Source organism: Massilia sp. LXY-5, assembly GCF_059801075.1.
The window spans coordinates 131,522-148,714 of sequence record NZ_JBNNEH010000006.1; the positions used below are offsets into that span (position 1 = coordinate 131,522).

A 17,193-nucleotide genomic window follows, 5' to 3' on the forward strand; every position below is an offset into this window, starting at 1 on the left:
TTATACGTTCTTTCGCACAATATCCTGAATAAACTGGGACTTGTCGTCCCTGATCGCTGCGGGAAGCAAACCTTGCATTTCCGGATCTACCTTGATGGCGCTCGACAACGCGGCAGCTCGCGTCCTCTGACACGGGTGTTTCTCAGCAATTGTCAGCAGAATGTCCGCTGTATTCTCGTTACCCAAGCTGCCGGCCAGCCCAATGAAGAACGCTCTCCTGGATGAGATGGTACCGGCGGGGAAACCAGCAATGCGCTGGTTTTCCACGTCGTATTCGTACTGGTCACTTAACCGGTCCCGGTCGGAGACGACGAGTACATTCAAGGAAACAGAATACTCCTCCGGAGAGTGCTGCGTGTGAATGTCGCGCTGCCGCCGAAACAGCATCTGCTTTCCCGGCTCGAGCCTTGTGCGTTCAAGGAAATTCAAGGGCACGTGTTCGCCGGAATAACCGCGTACCGATGCGGGGTCGATGCATTCCCAGATATCCGTCACATAACCCGGACCAAAATAATTCGCAGTTAAAAAACTGAAATTATGGTCGTGTGGCAGCTCATATGAAAACAATGCCTCTTCGATCGTGCGCACGGAGGAGTCGCCGGCGGGAGGCCACATATTCGCCCGGATAATAAACGGCTGTTTCCTGCCAGTTCCCATCACGGTCGACGCTTGCGAATAAGATGCACCCGTGCTGCTATTGTATTTCATAAGATCGCGATTAAAAATCCCGATCAGGGCTTGCTTATTGTTTGCCAGTCCCTGCAGCATTTCTGCTGAAGAAAAAAGACTCTCATCGTCGCACACGTCGATATTCGCATCGATATAATCGACAAGCTCTTCAGTAGAAACAATCTTGTCATTTTTACAGAAAGAAGTGAAGGCCATTATGCGTCTCCCATTTGTGCAAGCGTTTTCTGCGAGGCCGCCCTGACGTGGGGATGCGGGTCGTCTTTTAACTTGTCGAGCACGATGGAAAGTGCTTCGACATCACATTGACCGAGTGCCTTGGCCACGTCCCAACGGACATGGTGAAATGGATGCGTCACCAGATGGCTGATGGCGCCAACGCTGTCCTGGTTTCCGTATTTGGAGAGGAAACGCAGGATGAAGGAAACAGTCGTCGATTGCAATGTGGCTGCGTGCACCCGCATCGCTGTCAGGTCGGCACGGCTGAATTCCCACATGAGTCCCACCTTGGACGGCGCAACGATTTTCAATACCAGCGATCCGCTCGACGCATAGTCGAAGACACTCGTGGGCGGAGCCAGTACGGTCTCTCCCCAGGCGCAATGACGCTGCTGCGGCGCCCCTAGCCTCGTCTCCAGGGAAAATACTTCCGGGTTCCAGTCAGCGGGGATGTCGTGAAAACGATAGGAAAAGCCCTCGCTGGACAAGCATCCGAGCAAGGCTTCGGACGTCGACGAATAGAGTGGCGATTGGGAAGTTGCGGCCTCTGTACGCCCGATTGCAACGGCAAGTCCGCCGAAGTCGTTGCAGAGCATGATGTGGCCATCCGTCATGAAGGGCGGGTCCGCGTCGGGATTCGCAGCCAGCTCGGCAACACATTTGTTCATGATGAGCACGGGCTCGTCGCTGCAAAGGAAACGCTTCAGCTCCTCGTCCACAACGGAAAGCGACTTATTGGCGGCAACGGCATCTCTTGCACTACGAATAATAGCGCTAATAAGAGGAAATTCGACGACATAATCTGAAAAGATATTCATATAGCTAAAAACACGTTGATGCGTCAATCGATTAGATTACTTGGATTGTATTAAGTTACTTTGCGACGTAGACAACGATGATCACCATCGCTGCAGTCATGAGCTTAGTAGAGCCTTCGGCACCTGCTGGAAGAACAACGGTTTCGAGATCGCACACTTCGATTGCTTTTTTCATTTTATCTCCGGATTGTTTATTTGATTGCGCATCAACGCAAAACAAAGTCTATTGATCGAAAATATGCGTGTCAAGAAAATTAAATCAATTTTTTCGGTGTGAATTTCGGTGATATTTATCCTGCATAATGCGCGCAAATAACGACCCGGCACGATCCTCTTCGTTTCAAGAAGCAACGCTTTTTTTAATACCGGAAATATGCGCGATGGGTATTCGGCGTAATTATTAGTGAGAATTCCAGCGCCGCCCTGCACCCAAACCTATCGATAACTTACATCGGACAACCGCTGCCTTGCAGGCGCTCCCCCCGGGGGCGCAGCGACTTCCGAATTCCCGGCTTTTAATGTGCAAAACTTTCTTTTCCTGCTATTCTCTTCCGCGCCGCGCCTGAGATACTGTTACTAGGGAGACTAAAATGGAACTGACCAATAACGCACCGATCGCCAGCGCTTCGCCAGCCGGCGCCTTCACCAGCATGTTTTACGAGCCAAGCCGTACTTTCCAAAAAATGGAACATAAGCCAAAGGGCTGGTTCCCGCTGGTCATCCTGATGGTGACGACAGGCGTGCTGATGTTCTGGTATTTCTCGACGGTCGATTTCAGCTGGCTCCTCGACCAGATGCTGGCCGGAATGAAGTCGGCCGAACAGCGTGAGCAGGCCGCCAAGGTGATGTCCAAGAACATGATGCTTGGTTCCACCCTCGGCACGACGCTGATCGGACTGCCCTTGTTTTTCGTGGTCATGGGCGTCTACCTCATGATCGTCTCCAAATCCCTGTCGCACGGGATGTCGTTTTCGAAGAGTTTCGCCCTGGCGGCCTGGTCCGGCGTGCCCAGCGTGCTGCTGTTCCCTCTGGGCGCCATGCAAATCCTGATGGCCTCAAATGGGCAACTGGGCATGTCCGAACTCAATCCCATCTCGCTTAACAGCCTGCTGTTTCACTACGACATGGCCCACCCGCTCTCCGGCCTCATGGATGGCCTGAGCCTGACGACCTTTTGGAGCATGTTCCTGCTGGTGATCGGCTTCCAGACGTGGGCCAAGGTGAAGCGCTCGACCGCGATCATGGTCGTGCTGATTCCCCATGTCCTGGTTTATGGCGCACTGTTCGCCTATGGCATGAGCAAACTTGCATGAAAAAGCAGCACATCCTCGGGATCGTGCTGGCCGCGATCTTTTGCGTCCCCATTGCCATGAAGCTCACGCGGGCCGAACCGGCGCGCGCTGTGGACGTCGAAAAAATTGCCTATCGCGATATCAAATCCTCGGTACTCGCCTCCGGCCACCTGCTCTATGAGGAGCAGGTATTGCTGTCCCCGGAAGTGATCGGCAAGGTCAGCACCATCTTCGTGAAGGAAGGCCAGCAGGTTGCCAAGGGTGATTTGCTGCTGCACCTGGACGATCAGAGTTACCGGGCAGAAGTGGCCCAGCAAGAAGCGGCCGTCAAGCAGCAGCGCATCAATATCGAGCAGCAACAGCTGAACCTGGCGAACCAGGAAAACCAGCTCAGACGCAAGACCGAACTGCACCGCGTCAAGATGATCTCGGATGCCGTCATCGAGGACGCCCGTTTCGCGGTCGATGCCGCGCGCATCGAGCTGCGCAACAGCCGCTCGCGCCTGGAACAGGCTTCGGCCATCCTGAAGCAGTCGAACGAACGGCTGGCCAAGACCACGATCCGATCCCCGATCGGCGGCACCATTACCGCGCTCGACATCAAGGTCGGCGAAACGGCGGTCGCCAGCCAGGTTGCGATCGCCGGCTCGAGCCTGATGACAATTGCCAACACCTCGACCATGATGACCGAGGTGAATGTCGACGAAGCCGATATTGGCAAGATCGTCCTCGGTCAGGAAGTGGCGATCCATACCGCCGCCTATCCGGACACGCCATTAAAAGGCGAAGTGGCGATCATTCCGCTGTCGCCCAAGCAAACATCGGGCGCGCCGCAGGCCGGCGCCTCGCTGGCGCGCACCTATAACGTCAAGGTCAAGCTGCCCGACACCAAGGGGCTGATGCTGCGGCCCGGCATGACCTGCCGCGCCGAGATCTTCACCGCCAGTTCCGGCAAGTCGCTCGCGCTGCCCTTGCAGGCCGTGCTGTCGAACAATGACGAGAACACGGAAGTGGCCAAGAAAAAGGGGTCGCGTCAAAAAGTACAAGTCAAGACCGAGCACTGGGTATTCGTGAACAAGGGCGGCAAGGCGGAAAAGCGCGTCGTCACCGTCGGCGTCTCGGACGACAGCCAGCAGGAAATCCTGGGCGGCGTGAAAGCGGGCGAAGGCGTCATCACCGGCCCATATAAAATCCTGCGCCACTTGAAGCCCGGCGACGCCGTCAGCACGGACACGACGGGCACGAGCAAGACATGAGCGGTGTTGCGGCATTGATCCGCCTGCAAGGCATTGCCAAGCATTACCAGATGGGCGGCGAGACGATTGCCGCCCTGAACGGCATCGACCTGGAGATCGCGCGCAACGATTACGTCGCCTTCATCGGCTCGTCCGGCTCGGGCAAGTCGACCATGATGAATATCCTCGGCTGCCTCGATACCCCGACCACGGGCAAGTATTTCCTGAACGGGCACGATGTGGCCAGCATGAGCGAAACTGACCTCGCCATTACCCGCAACCAGGAAATCGGCTTCATTTTCCAGAGCTTTAACCTGTTGACCCGGGCCACCGCGCTGCAAAACGTCATGCAGCCCCTGATCTACCGCGGCATCCGCCCGGCCGAGCGGGCGCGGCGCGCGAAAGAGGCCATGGCCCGTGTCGGCCTGGAAAAGCGCATGGACCACCTGCCGAACCAGTTGTCGGGTGGCCAGCGCCAGCGCGTGGCCATTGCCCGCGCCCTGTGCAGCGATCCCTCGATCCTGCTGGCCGACGAGCCGACCGGCAACCTCGATTCCTCGACCGCGGCCGACATCATGTCCCTGTTCGACGCCCTGCATGCGGAAGGCCAGACCGTCGTCATCGTTACCCACGAACCGGACATCGCCGCCCATTGCCGGCGCGCCGTGCGCCTGGCCGACGGCAAGGTCTTGAGTGACGTCATCAATACCGAGCGCCTGCCCTTCCACGCGTGCGAAGGTGCCCATGTTTAGCGTGATCGAGAGCTTCCGCTCGGCATTGCAGAGTATCCGTGCCCACAGCCTGCGCAGCTTCCTCACTTCGCTGGGCATCATCATCGGTGTCGCCTCGGTCATTGCCGTGGTGTCGATCATCCAGGGCCTGTCGGCCTCGATCAGCAGCGAATTCAAGGGCCTCGGCGCCAACAGCCTGACCGTGGCTGCCGACACGCCCTTTGAAGAGGCGATGCAGGGCAAGCGCAACGTGCTGACCATGAACGACTTCGACAAGATCGTTTCCCACCTCGACGACATCAGCAACGTGTCGCCCGCCTTCGGCCCCTTCGGCGACTTCGGCAGCACCGTGCGCCACGCCGGCCAGTCGACATTTACACGCGTTACTGCCGTGACTGCGGCCTACCAGGAGGCGAGCCAGTCGTTTCCCGAGTACGGCCGCTTCATCCGCGCCAGCGACGACCAGTCGCGCCGCAAGGTCTGCGTGATCGGGCCCAAGGTGCGCGACAAGCTGCAGTTGCCGGAAAACCCGGTCGGCAAATTCATCGAGATCGGCGGCGAATGGTTCCGGATCATCGGCATGAACGAGGCGCAGGGCGAAAGCTTCGGCTTTAGTAAGGACGACTATGTCCTGATCCCGTTCATGGTCGGCAGCGCCATGGCCGGCAACAACACCAAGCTTGACATCAACATCACCTTCACCGTCGACGACATCGCGCAGCTCGAGGCCGTGCAGGGGCGCTTGACGGGCCTGCTGCGCACGGCGCACAAACTCAAACCCGGCCAGCGCAACGATTTCAAGGTGCAGACCGCGGCCCAGCTGGGCGAAACCTTCGAAAACATCATCGGCATGATGACGATGGTCCTGGGGGGCATCGTCAGCATTTCGCTGCTGGTGGGCGGCATCGGCATCATGAACATCATGCTGGTCTCGGTCACCGAGCGCACTCGCGAGATCGGCATCTGCAAGGCCCTGGGCGCCCAGCGCCATCACATCCTGCTGCAGTTCCTGATCGAGGCCACCACCTTGTCTCTGCTCGGCGGCCTGGTGGGATTGGGGCTGGGCTATCTGCTGGGATTCGGCGCCGCAAAAATGATCCCGAACTTCCCGGATGCCTTCGTACCTTGGTGGGCGATCGCGATGGCGATCGGTTTTTCAAGCGTGGTCGGGATCGTGTTCGGCATCATGCCGGCGGCCAAGGCGGCCAATTTACACCCGATCGACGCCTTAAGGTACGAGTGAGTGTCAGCAGCGAGGACAAGTTCACCTATGGCACCTTCTATGTCGGCCTGATCGTCTTTCTCTGCCTGATGGTGCACGGCCTGCACACGGAACTGGGGCCGGCGCGCTGACACCTTTCATCGGCAGACGCCGTTGATGAAGACCGGGGCCACTGCCCCGGTTTTTTTTCGCCCGTGCTGACGATGCCGGGCGAATCCGTTGCAAACGTGCCCACAGGATCATGCTCCGCTTACATTGCTTTCCGATTAACTCTAGAATAAAACCGCATAGTAAATCTTGGTTTCGCTATGCAAAACAATAATTTATGGAGACAATCGATGAACAAGCAGCTCAGCATTTTCAGTGCACGTCGACTCATACCGCCGCTGCTGGCGGCCCTCGCCCTGTCCGCCTGCGGCAGCGATGACGATCCCGCGCCGCCGCCGCAGCAGGCAGCGGTCACCCCGATTCCTTTTACACCGGAACCCGAATCGACCCGCGCGCAGGACGGACGCACGTTCTCGGTCGTCCAGACCCAGCCGGCCCTGGCGGCACTCAGCGGCGCGCCCGAGACGGACCGCTGGACGGGTGTGCTGAACAATGCGAGTTACCAGGTGGAGGTGCCGAAGAACTGGAACGGCATGCTGGTGATGTACGCGCACGGCTATGCGGGAGAGGGCGCGAACCTGTCGGTGTCGCCGCCGGCGATCCGGCGCTACCTGATCAGCCAGGGCTATGCCTGGGCCGCCTCGAGCTACAGCAAGAATTACTATGACGTGCGCGCCGGCGTGGAAGACACGAACGCCCTCGCCATCGCCTTCGTCGGCATCGCGCGCCAGAACGGCCGGACCCTGGCGGCCCCCTTTAAAACCTACATCATGGGCGTGTCGATGGGCGGGCACATCTCGGCCGCCGCCGTCGACGAGGAAAACATCGCCACCGCCGTCAACCGGATCCGCTACAACGGCGCAGTGCCGATGTGCGGCGTCCTCGGCGACACGGAACTGTTCGATTATTTCGCCGCCTACCAGACCGCCGCCCAGCAGGAAGCCGGCATGCCGGCCACCAGCTGGCCGGTCGCGGACTGGGCCACCATCGGACCGCAGGTGAATGCGAAACTGTTCTCCAGCTTCCCGAGTGCCGCCACGCCGACCGCGCAAGCCGTGCCGACCGCCGAGGGACTGCGCCTGAAACAGATCGTCCAGAACCTGACCGGCGGCGCGCGCCCGATGTTCGACAACGGCTATGCCGGCCCGCTGCAGGCCACCGTCTGGGGCGTGTTCGGACGCGACGGCAAAGTCAACGGCATCCTCAACCAGGACCTGGTGTCGACGAAAGACATCGTCTTCCAGCTCGATGCCGACCCGGCCCTCAGTGCCGAGGAGCAGGCGTACAACGCCGCCATCTACCGGGTGCAAGGCTCGCCCGAGGCGAACCGCCTGCGCCGCGACGGCCTGCGCTGGATTCCGAAGACGAACGCCCAGATCAAGGTCCCGGTGGTCACCATCCACACCCTGGGCGACATGTACGTGCCCTTTAAAATGGAGCAGATCTATAAACGCCGCGCCGATGCCAACGGCACCTCCAACCTGCTGGTGCAGCGTGCGATCCGCGGTATCAGCCACTGCGATTTCACGATCGCCGAACAGGTGGGGGCCTTCGAGGCGATGGTCAAATGGGAGCAGCAAGGCGTGAAACCGGCGGGCGACGACGTGCTGACGCCGTCGGTGGTGGCCGATCCGAAGTACGGCTGCAAATTCACGGACAACACGCCGTCCCCCGACGACAGTGCGAACACGCTGCGAGTACGGGCTTCGCTGCCGCAGTGCAGCGGGAGCTGATTCGCGCGCGTCTCTGCACTGCAGGCCGGCCTTCCGGGGCCGGCTTTTTTTGCCCGGGGAGGTCCCCCGGCGGCTGGCTTGAAACTTGCGTACGTACGATCGGGACCTGAACGAGAAAAGGATCGTCGTATGCTGCTTCGAAACGATTTACTCGAATACGCCGGTGAGCGTCCGCTTACGCTGCGGATCCTCTGGATCGATGCCGCCCGGTGCCTGGCCTACACCTATGCGCTGGGCGAACGCGGCGCCAGCCCCTGCGCCGCCTCGCTCGACACGCTGATCGGCCACGTGCAGGCAAGGCATGCGCGCTTGCTGCCGCTGGACCCGTATCGCCCGACCGTCGACGCCGCCACGCTGCCGCCGAAATACCTGGCGCTGCGCGACAGCGCCTGGGCCATCGTCCAGGCGCTCACGCGCGACGAACCCGGGGTGTATCAGACGCGCACGCGCGGCCGGCTGGTGGCGGCCTGCCGCGCCGAACATGGCGTCTCGCATCCGACCATCTACCGCTACTTGCGGCGCTACTGGGAGCGCGGCCAGCATCCGGACGCCCTGCTGCCCGACTATGCCAACTCGGGCGCACCGGGCAGGACGCGGCGCGCCAACGCCGACGTCAAACGCGGCCGCCCGAGTAAATCGGGCGCAGCCGGCATGAATGCCGACGCCGCCATCCGCGACACGATGCGCGCCGCCGCCCTGCGCTACGCGGCCACCCACGAGGCCTTCTCGCGGCGCGGCGCCTACCGCCAGATGCTGGCCGATTATTTCGGCGCCGGCGCCCAGGCAGCCCCGACCTACGGCCAGTTCAGCTACTGGCTCGACCGCGACGGCGGCCTCCTTCTCCCCCGCTGATCCTTTTACTTTCCAACGCAGCCCGGCAGCCTTCCGACGTGCATTGCGCGTGTCGGGAGGCGCTTTGTTCTTCCGTGATGCGTTTTGGCAAAAAAACCCTATCGCGGTGCGGGCCGGATCAAAATGGTGCGGCGCATCAATTCAGTTCGGCGACCAGGCGCAAAAGGCTTGTCCACGTGCTTTCCGGCGGACGAAAAATAAAGTCTGCTCCGCTGAATATAGTGTTTTCTCCCTGCCAGCCGCCTGCATGCTTCCTACTCATCTCCATGTAAAAACATTGTTTGGCTGCGTGTTGCAATGCAATGCGCGAGCCTGAAACGACATTGTTTTTTCATGCAGATCGGGTCGACTTGCCCATGATTTTGGCACGCCGCTTGCTATGTATTTCCTCGTAACAACACAAAAAGAGGTGATCTATGGCGGGTTCGGACAAGGGGATGAGGACGCGGCGCGATTTTCTGTACCGGGCGGCCGCGGTCGGCGGCTCGGCACTGCTGCTCAACACGATGAACGCCTGGGGCATGGGCATCGCCTCGCGCGTGAGCGCACCGCCGCAGCTGAGCGGCAGCGGCAAAGGGAAAAAAGTACTGATCCTGGGCGCAGGCCTGGCCGGCATGACGGCAGCCTATGAACTGGGCAAGCTCGGCTACGAAGTGCAGGTGATCGAAGCCCGCAGCTTCGCCGGCGGACGCTGCCAGACGGCCCGCAAGGGTTTTCAATTGCAGGAGCTGGGCGGCCAGATGCAGGAGTGCCGCTTCGACGAGGGGCACTACATCAACCACGGCCCGTGGCGCATCCCGATGCACCACCAATCGACCCTGCACTACACGCGCCTGTTCAAGGTGCCGCTCGAGGTGATGGTCAACGAGAACGACAACGCCATCATCTATCTCGAACAGGGCGGACCGCTGGCGAAGCAGCGCCTGCGCGGCGCCCAGGTGAAATCGGACCTGCGCGGCCATGTGGCGGAACTGTTGGCCAAGTCCGTCAAAAACGATCAGCTCGACACCCGGCTGAATGCCGGCGACAAGGCGCTGCTGCTCGACTATCTCGCCAACGAGGGCCACCTCGACGCGGGCGACCTGCGCTACAAGGGCAGGAGCGGGCGCGGTTATAAAACCAATCCCGGCGCCGGCATGCTGCCCGGTCCCGGCGAGGCCTCCGATCCGCTCGGTTTCCGCGATCTGCTCGCCTCGAAGGTGGGCAAGGTGTACAGCGCGGTGCAGGACTTCCCGATGCAGAACACGATGTTCCAGCCGGTCGGCGGCATGGATCAAATCGCACGCGCCTTCGAAAAGCAGGTGGGACGCAGCATCCGCTACGGCGCCGAGGTGCAGACGATCCGCCAGGACGCGAACAAGGTGACGGTCACGGTCAAGGACGCCGCCAGCGGCAGGCTGTCGTCCCTGAACGCCGACTACTGCCTGTGCACGATTCCCTTGTCCGTGCTGCGCATGATCGACACCGATTTCTCGCCGCGCTTCAAGGACGCGGTGAAAGCCGTGGCCTATATGCCGGTCGGGAAAATCGGCCTGCAGATGAAGCGCCGCTTCTGGGAAGAGGACGACCAGATCTACGGCGGCCACATCGTCACGGATATAAAAGGCATCAACGTGATCTCGGTGCCCTCGTCGAACTGGCAGAAGCAGAAGGGGGTCCTGCTCGGCTACTACAACTACATGCTCGACGCGATCGAAACCAGCGCCTTGAGCCCGCCCGCGCGCGCCGAGTTTGCGCTCAGCGCCGGCCAGCAGATCTTCCCGGCCTACCGCAGCTCCTTCGAATCGTCCTTCTCCGTGGCCTGGCACCGCGTCCAGTACAACCTGGGCGGCTGGGCCGAGTGGACCGACGAAAGCCGCAAGGCGGCCTACCCGATCCTGAACGAGGGAGAAGGCCGGATCCTGCTCGCCGGCGAGCACCTCAGTTACCTGACGGGCTGGCAGGCCGGCGCCATCGAATCGAGCTGGCAGCAGATCGAACGCATCCACACGAGGGCACAGGCATGAAGACCCATCACCTCATCCTCGGCGCCCTGCTGTGCGCCGCTGTTCACAAGGCCGGCGCGCAAGCGATGGACGGCAAGGCGCTGTTCACGAAGAACTGCTCCGCCTGCCACCAGGCCAACGGCAAGGGCATTCCCGGCGCCTTTCCCGCGCTGGCCGGGAACGCGCTGGTGCAGGGCGCACCGGCCGACGTCGCGACCGTGCTGCTCAAGGGCCGCGGCGGCATGCCGGATTTCAGTGCCAGCCTGTCCGACGCCGACATCGCGCAGGTGCTCAGTTATGCCCGCAGCAGCTGGGGCAACAAGGCCACTGCCATCCCCGACACCGAGGTGGCAGCGCTGCGCGCCTCGCTGCAGGCCGCGCAGGCCGGCACCGGACGCCTGAGCAACAAGCACTGATCCCTCTTATCCCTATCAGGAACGCACCATGAAGACACGTTTGAACGCCCTCCTCGCCGCCCTGCTGTGCGCAACGACCCTGCCTGCACTCGCCCAGGACATCGTGCGCCACAAGATTCCCGGCTCCGACTTCCCGATCGCCCAGGCCGTCACGCTGCCGCCCAACGCGACCATCCATTTCATTAGCGGCCAGGTGCCGCCGGTGGTCGACAAGAACGCGCCCGCCGACTCGCTGGCCGCCTTCGGCAACACGAAACAGCAGACCGTCGGTGTCCTCAACAAGATCAAGGACATCCTCGGCGGCATGGGTTTATCGATGAGCGACGTGGTGAAAATGCAGGTGTTTATCGTCGGCGACCCAGGCAAGGGCGGCAAAGGCGACGTGGCCGGATTCATGGAGGGCTACACCCAGTTCTTCGGCGGCGCCCAGCCGAACCTGCCGGCGCGCGCCGTGTTCCAGGTGGCCGCGCTCAGCAATCCAGGCTGGCTGATCGAGATCGAGGTGGTCGCCGCAAAAAAATAAATCGCTCGCTGCCGTCCGCCATTCGTCGTCAACCAATTCAGGGGAATTCCATGCTCAAGGCCACACTCACAAAAACCGCCGCCGCCGTCGCCATCCTCATGCTGCAATCGGCCTATGCCCAGGAAGCGCAGCTCGCCATGGCCGACCCAGCGCCTGCGCTGCCGAATGCCGAAGCCGGACTGACCACCACCGGCGTCGTGATCGTCACCGGCACCCGCGCCTCCGGTTTAAAGGTCGAGAACAGCGCTTCTCCGATCCAGGTGCTCGATTCGGCCTCCCTGAACCGCACCGGCCAGGCCGACCTGCGCCAGGCGCTGGGCCAGAACCTGCCCTCGTTCACGATCCAGGCTTTTGGCTCCGACATGGCGGCAATGACCTTGTCGGCGCGCCTGCGCGGCCTCAGTCCCAACAACACGCTGGTGCTGGTCAACGGCAAGCGGCGTCACGGCACCGCCAACCTCGCCGTGCTGGGCGGCGCCTTCCAGGGCGCGGCCGCGGCCGACCTGAACTACATCCCGCTGGCGGCGATCGATCACGTCGAGGTGCTGCAGGACGGCGCCGCGGCCCAGTACGGGACGGACGCGATCGCGGGCGTCATCAACATCATCCTCAAATCGAACAGCAGCGGCCTGTCGGGCAACCTCAACGGCGGCGGCTACTATGACGGCGGCGGCCACACCGGCAACGGCAGCGCCAACATCGGCCTGTCTCCCTTCGAGACGGCCTACCTGAGCCTGACGGCGGAAACCAAGTACCACGGCTTCAGTAACCGCGGCGGGATCGACCCGCGCGTGGCCGACCCGGCGACCCTGGCCGCCCAGCCGCAACTGACCCAGGCACCCAGCTACCCCTACCTGAACAGGATCCAGGGCGACGCCCAGTACCGCCAGCACGTGGCCGCCATGAACTTCGGCTTCGACCTGGGGACCAGCGCCAGCTTCTACAGCTTCGCGACCTACGGCGAGAAAGACGCGCGCGCCTACGAAAACTACCGCATGCCGAGCCGCGTGCCGCGCGCCTACCCGCTCGGTTTCAGTCCCTTGGAGACCTTCGACGAAAAAGACTACGCGCTGACCGCCGGCGTCAAGGGCAGTCTTGGGGGCGGCTGGAAATGGGACCTGTCCAGCACCTACGGCAAGGACGTGACCAGGATCGGGGTCGACCATTCCGTCAACGTCTCGCTGCTGGCCGACACCGGCTTCTCGCCGACGACGTTTGCCGCCGGCCAGTTCAAGGCCAGCCAGTGGACCAACAACCTCGACCTCAGCCGCGAGTTCGACCTTGGCTGGGCCGCGCCGCTGAACTTTGCGATCGGCCTCGAACAGCGCCGCGACACCTACGAGATCGTGGCCGGCGACCCCGCCTCGCGCTACAAGGAAGGCTCGCAGTCGTATCCGGGTTTCCTCCTGACCGACGCCGGCAAGCATGACCGCGACAACGAAGCCTTCTATGTCAACGTCTCCTCGCAGCCGATCAAGGACTTAACGGTCGACCTGGCCGCGCGCTATGAACACTTCAGCGATTTCGGCAACGCGAAAGTCGGCAAGCTCACCTCGCGCTACGATTTCTCTCCCGCCTTTGCCCTGCGCGGCACGGTCAGTAACGGTTTTCGGGCGCCGACCCTGGCCGAATCCTATTATTCGGCCACCAACGTCTCGCCGCGCAGCGCCTTCGTGCAGCTGGCGCCGAATTCGCCCGGTGCGCGCCTGGTCGGCATCGACGGCCTGAAGCCGGAAAAATCGACCAACCTGTCGGCCGGTATCGTCCTCAACCCGGCGCCCGGCGTCACCGTCACGCTCGACGCCTACCAGATCAAGATCCGCGACCGCATCGTCGGCAGCGGCGCCCTGTACGGTTCGGGCGGCGCGGTCAATTCGCCGGCGGTGACGGCGGCGATCCTCGCCAACGGCAACGTGCTCGATCCGACCGTGGTCGAAACCGGCATCAACATCTTCTCGAACGCGATCGACACCCGCAGCCGCGGCCTGGAACTGGTCGCCACCACCAGCAGCAACTACGGCGCCTGGGGCCGGGTCGACTGGTCGGCGGCGGCCAACTACAACCAGGTCAAGGTCATGAAGATCAACCAGGCGCCGCTCCAGCTGCAGCCGCAGCTGCTGCTCGACCAGACCGCGATCTCGGACATCGAAACGGCCTCCCCCAAGATGCGCCTGAACCTGGGCGCCCTGTGGAAGGCAGGCGCGTGGACGGTCAACCTGCGCGAAGCGCTGTACGGCAGCTCGTCGGAGATGCAATCGCCCGACGGCGGCGGCACGTATTACAAAACCGGGATCGGCAAACTGGCCGTGACCGATCTCGAGGTCGCCTATAAATTCAACAGCAACTGGACGCTCGCGCTCGGCGCCAACAACCTGTTTAATAAATACCCGGACGGGATCAACCCGGAGGTGCTGGCGATCCAGCGCGCGAACCTGGACAACTCGGCGGTGACGATCTATCCCTCGTTCTCGCCGATCGGGATCAACGGCGGGTATTACTACGCACGCGCGAACTTTAAATTCTGAGTTCCCGGTTCGATCGGTGTAAACAGTATAAAAAAACCGGCCCGATGAACGGGCCGGTTTTTCATTGGGACGTCAGATCAGAAATTGACCTTGAACTGGGCGCCGAGCGTGCGCGGCTCGTTCAGGATACCGGTCAGGTTGTCGAAGTCGATGGCGCCAACCACTTGCACGCGGTCGGTGATGTTGCGCGTGAAAGCGGCCACTTCGTATTTGCCGTCGCCCCATTTGTAGCCGACGCGCAGGCCGCCTTCGACCAGGGACTTCGCCTTGTATTCCTTGGCTTCGTACAGGAACATGTTGTAGGTCGAGCGATAGGCCCAGTCGGTGTAGGCGAAGAAGTCGCCATTGCCCACGGGGACGCTATAGCGCAAGGTGAAGTTGGCCTGCCACTTCGGCGCACGCGGCATCGGGTTGCCGTCGATGCGCACGGTGCCCGGGAAGGGACCGGCAGGGTCGGTCACCGTGCAGCCGGCGCGCCCGCCCGTGTTGGCGAAGTTGCCGCACTGCTGGACGAACAGCGAGCCATCCTTGATTTCGGTATCGTTGTAGCTGCCGCCCAGGGTCATGCGCAGCGAATCGGTCAGCACGGCCTGCAGGTCGAGTTCGACGCCCTGTCCCGTGACTTTATCGGCATTGATCAACTGGTTCATGTTGATCACGCCGCTGCCGGCGGTCAGCTGCTTGTCTTTCACGCGGTACTGGAACACGCTGGCCGAGACGCGGGCGCGGCGGTCGAACAGGTCCTGCTTGATGCCGGCCTCGTAGGACAGGGCTTTTTCGGCGTCGGCGAAGGACGGGCGGTCCGCCAGGCCGTTCAGGCGGCCCTGCATGCTCGGTGCGCGGTAGCCGGTGGCGATGCGCGCGAACAAATTCGTGTCCTTGTCCAGCGCATAGGTGCCGCTTGCATCCCAGCTGACGTTGTTCGAGTCGCTGTTGATGCCGAACGGGCCGGCCGTCGTCGCCTCGACCCGCTTGGCCGAGAATTCCTTGCGGTCGCTGGTGTAGCGCAGGCCGGCGCGCAGTTTCAGCTTGTCCGAGACCGAATAGTTCAGCGAACCGAAGGCCGCCCACGAGCGGGTGTCCTGGGTCTGGGTCGCGTAGAACGGATTTTGCGGATTGCCCGGGGCCAGCGAATCGAAGCTGATGCTGTCGATCCGGATGTCTTCCTTAAAATAGAACAGGCCGCCGATCCATTGCAGCGGACCGGGCACGTTCGACTCGGCGCGGAATTCCTGGGTCAGCTGCTTGTGGTTCGGCAGCAGGTCGGCCGTCTCCACCACGAACGGAATGTAGCCGGGACCCATCGGCTGCGCGTACACGGCGCCATAGCCGCCATCGACGTCGGCGCGGCTGTAGAAATCGGCCGACTCGTAGCCGGTGATCGAGTGCAGGGTCACGCGGTCGAAGTTCCAGCGCAGGCGCATGTTGGCGCCCCTGGTCTTCAGGGTCTGCTCGTTGATGCCGTCGGTCGGATAGGAACCGTAGTCGAAACCGTCGACCAGGTTATTCGTGCCCTGCTTGATGATGTTCGCGCGGAACAGGGTGGCGTTGCCGTCGAGGTCACGGGCGTGGACGTTGAACAGTGCGCTGAACTGTTTATTCGGCTGCACCAGCACCTGGATGCGGCCGGCGTTGTCGCTGTAGTCTTCCAGGTCGCGGGTGCCGGTCGGACGTGGGTTGTGCACGCGGTTGTCGCGGTTCTGCGTCTGCAGCGAGACGCGCGCGGCGACGGTATCGCTGATCGGCAGGTTGTAGGCGCCTTCGACGTTGAAGGCGCCGTAGTTGCCGAAGCCGCCGACGAAATAGCCCTCGGTCCGGAACACCGGCTTCACCGAATCGAATTTGACGACGCCGGCCGGAGAGTTACGGCCGAACAGGGTGCCCTGCGGGCCGCGCAGGACCTCGACCTGCTCGACGTCGAAGACCGGGAAGCCTTTCAGCATCGGGCTCTCCTGCACGATGTCGTCGACCACCAGGCCGACCGGCTGCGATGCGTTCAGGTCGAAGTCGGTATTGCCCTGGCCGCGAATATAAAAGCGCGGGAAGGAGCGGCCGTAATCGGATTCCACGTTCAGGCTCGGCGAGCGCCCGGCCAGGAAGCGGATGTCCTGGCCGCCGGCGGTCACCGCCTCGAGCTTGTCGCCGCTGAGCGTGGTGATCGCCATCGGCACGTCCTTGATGTTCTCGGCGCGGCGCTGGGCCGTCACGATCACGACATCCAGGCGCTGGCCGTTCTTCGTGTCGGCCTGGGCGGCAGGCGCTTCCTGCGCCGCGGGTGTCTCCTGCGCCAGCGCGGACTGCAGCGGGAAGGCGCCGGCGACAGCCATGAACATGAGGGTGCGGCAAGTGGGGAGCGACAAGCGGGAGCCTGGACGTTTCATGCTATTCCTTGATGGTGGAGAACCGGCGACAATGCGGTGCGGCGGCGCAGAAAACGGCCGCGCTGCGCGAAATTGTAAAAACGCAATTATATCAATGCGTTAACTTGTAAAGACAGGCAATTCGGTACGATGATGTTTTTTTGCACAGGATAGACAGATGGCCCAGGACAAACCAAACCCTCCCGACGCGCTGGGAGCATTGCGCGCCCGCTTCGAAGCGCAGTCGCGCAAGGCGCAGGCGTATTACGCCGTCATGCACGCCGTCCGGAGCATTGTCGGAAGCGACGAGGCGGCAAGCAGCTGGATGGAGTCGCCGCAGGCGGCATTGGAAGGCCAGACGCCGGCGCAGCTGATTGCGGCAGGCCGCGAGGACGCCGTGCTGGAACAGGTCCGTTCCATGCAAGCTGGGCGCTGACGGCGCCGCAGCCGGCGCAAAGCGGGCGAAAAAAACCGGGCAATGCCCGGT

Annotated in this window: 14 protein-coding genes; 11 read left to right on the forward strand and 3 right to left on the reverse strand. The window is 62.0% G+C overall.

Annotated features, from left to right (window positions below):
• Positions 1 to 885 (reverse strand): hypothetical protein, encoded by an 885-nt coding sequence (locus tag ACI48I_RS19000; RefSeq protein ID WP_498575103.1) that lies wholly within the window; start codon positions 883 to 885, stop codon positions 1 to 3.
• Entirely contained in the window at positions 885 to 1,751 is an 867-nt protein-coding gene (locus tag ACI48I_RS19005) for a HEAT repeat domain-containing protein (protein ID WP_193687671.1), read from the reverse strand. The genes ACI48I_RS19000 and ACI48I_RS19005 overlap by 1 nt, the downstream gene beginning before the upstream one ends.
• Before the next feature lie 563 nt (positions 1,752 to 2,314).
• On the opposite strand from ACI48I_RS19005, the gene ACI48I_RS19010 reads away from it, so the two are divergent.
• From ACI48I_RS19010 to ACI48I_RS19055, 10 genes are all read left to right on the forward strand, one after another.
• Positions 2,315 to 3,037, forward strand: coding sequence for a YIP1 family protein (locus ACI48I_RS19010; protein WP_193687672.1), 723 nt, complete (start codon positions 2,315 to 2,317; stop codon positions 3,035 to 3,037).
• Positions 3,034 to 4,272 (forward strand): efflux RND transporter periplasmic adaptor subunit, encoded by a 1,239-nt coding sequence (locus ACI48I_RS19015; RefSeq protein ID WP_193687673.1) that lies wholly within the window; start codon positions 3,034 to 3,036, stop codon positions 4,270 to 4,272. The genes ACI48I_RS19010 and ACI48I_RS19015 overlap by 4 nt, the downstream gene beginning before the upstream one ends.
• The gene (locus ACI48I_RS19020) at positions 4,269 to 5,003 is read left to right on the forward strand and encodes an ABC transporter ATP-binding protein (protein WP_193687674.1); all 735 of its coding nucleotides are present in this window, start codon (positions 4,269 to 4,271) and stop codon (positions 5,001 to 5,003) included. The genes ACI48I_RS19015 and ACI48I_RS19020 overlap by 4 nt, the downstream gene beginning before the upstream one ends.
• A complete protein-coding gene (locus tag ACI48I_RS19025) occupies positions 4,996 to 6,225 on the forward strand; it encodes an ABC transporter permease (RefSeq protein WP_193687675.1) in 1,230 nt (409 codons plus the stop codon). The genes ACI48I_RS19020 and ACI48I_RS19025 overlap by 8 nt, the downstream gene beginning before the upstream one ends.
• Before the next feature lie 317 nt (positions 6,226 to 6,542).
• A complete protein-coding gene (locus tag ACI48I_RS19030) occupies positions 6,543 to 8,045 on the forward strand; it encodes an alpha/beta hydrolase (RefSeq protein WP_498575104.1) in 1,503 nt (500 codons plus the stop codon).
• 129 nt (positions 8,046 to 8,174) lie between these two features.
• Positions 8,175 to 8,897: a hypothetical protein gene (locus tag ACI48I_RS19035; protein WP_498575105.1), complete on the forward strand. Its 723-nt coding sequence runs from the start codon at positions 8,175 to 8,177 to the stop codon at positions 8,895 to 8,897.
• 416 nt (positions 8,898 to 9,313) lie between these two features.
• Complete coding sequence (locus tag ACI48I_RS19040) at positions 9,314 to 10,903, forward strand: flavin monoamine oxidase family protein (protein ID WP_498575106.1); 1,590 nt, start codon at positions 9,314 to 9,316, stop codon at positions 10,901 to 10,903.
• The gene (locus tag ACI48I_RS19045) at positions 10,900 to 11,298 is read left to right on the forward strand and encodes a c-type cytochrome (protein ID WP_498575107.1); all 399 of its coding nucleotides are present in this window, start codon (positions 10,900 to 10,902) and stop codon (positions 11,296 to 11,298) included. Before ACI48I_RS19040 ends, ACI48I_RS19045 begins: the two co-directional genes overlap by 4 nt.
• A 28-nt stretch (positions 11,299 to 11,326) precedes the next feature.
• On the forward strand, positions 11,327 to 11,821 hold the full coding sequence (locus ACI48I_RS19050; RefSeq protein ID WP_193687680.1) for a RidA family protein: 495 nt from the start codon (positions 11,327 to 11,329) through the stop codon (positions 11,819 to 11,821).
• A gap of 50 nt (positions 11,822 to 11,871) precedes the next feature.
• The gene (locus tag ACI48I_RS19055) at positions 11,872 to 14,346 is read left to right on the forward strand and encodes a TonB-dependent receptor plug domain-containing protein (protein ID WP_498575108.1); all 2,475 of its coding nucleotides are present in this window, start codon (positions 11,872 to 11,874) and stop codon (positions 14,344 to 14,346) included.
• Between the two features lie 77 nt (positions 14,347 to 14,423).
• On the opposite strand, the gene ACI48I_RS19060 is transcribed toward ACI48I_RS19055, so the two are convergent.
• Entirely contained in the window at positions 14,424 to 16,727 is a 2,304-nt protein-coding gene (locus ACI48I_RS19060; protein ID WP_498575109.1) for a TonB-dependent receptor, read from the reverse strand.
• A 157-nt stretch (positions 16,728 to 16,884) separates the two neighbouring features.
• Here ACI48I_RS19060 and ACI48I_RS19065 point away from each other — a divergent pair, with 157 nt between their 5' ends.
• A complete protein-coding gene (locus tag ACI48I_RS19065) occupies positions 16,885 to 17,142 on the forward strand; it encodes an MbcA/ParS/Xre antitoxin family protein (protein ID WP_498575110.1) in 258 nt (85 codons plus the stop codon).
• Positions 17,143 to 17,193: the final 51 nt, after the last annotated feature.

Coding starts and splice junctions, on each gene's coding strand:
- ACI48I_RS19000 (WP_498575103.1), bottom strand. CDS start 885: ATGGCCTTCACTTCTTTCTGTAAAAATGACAAGATTGTTTCTACTGAA.
- ACI48I_RS19010 (WP_193687672.1), top strand. CDS start 2,315: ATGGAACTGACCAATAACGCACCGATCGCCAGCGCTTCGCCAGCCGGC.
- ACI48I_RS19015 (WP_193687673.1), top strand. CDS start 3,034: ATGAAAAAGCAGCACATCCTCGGGATCGTGCTGGCCGCGATCTTTTGC.
- ACI48I_RS19020 (WP_193687674.1), top strand. CDS start 4,269: ATGAGCGGTGTTGCGGCATTGATCCGCCTGCAAGGCATTGCCAAGCAT.
- ACI48I_RS19025 (WP_193687675.1), top strand. CDS start 4,996: ATGTTTAGCGTGATCGAGAGCTTCCGCTCGGCATTGCAGAGTATCCGT.
- ACI48I_RS19030 (WP_498575104.1), top strand. CDS start 6,543: ATGAACAAGCAGCTCAGCATTTTCAGTGCACGTCGACTCATACCGCCG.
- ACI48I_RS19035 (WP_498575105.1), top strand. CDS start 8,175: ATGCTGCTTCGAAACGATTTACTCGAATACGCCGGTGAGCGTCCGCTT.
- ACI48I_RS19040 (WP_498575106.1), top strand. CDS start 9,314: ATGGCGGGTTCGGACAAGGGGATGAGGACGCGGCGCGATTTTCTGTAC.
- ACI48I_RS19045 (WP_498575107.1), top strand. CDS start 10,900: ATGAAGACCCATCACCTCATCCTCGGCGCCCTGCTGTGCGCCGCTGTT.
- ACI48I_RS19050 (WP_193687680.1), top strand. CDS start 11,327: ATGAAGACACGTTTGAACGCCCTCCTCGCCGCCCTGCTGTGCGCAACG.
- ACI48I_RS19055 (WP_498575108.1), top strand. CDS start 11,872: ATGCTCAAGGCCACACTCACAAAAACCGCCGCCGCCGTCGCCATCCTC.
- ACI48I_RS19060 (WP_498575109.1), bottom strand. CDS start 16,727: ATGAAACGTCCAGGCTCCCGCTTGTCGCTCCCCACTTGCCGCACCCTC.
- ACI48I_RS19065 (WP_498575110.1), top strand. CDS start 16,885: ATGGCCCAGGACAAACCAAACCCTCCCGACGCGCTGGGAGCATTGCGC.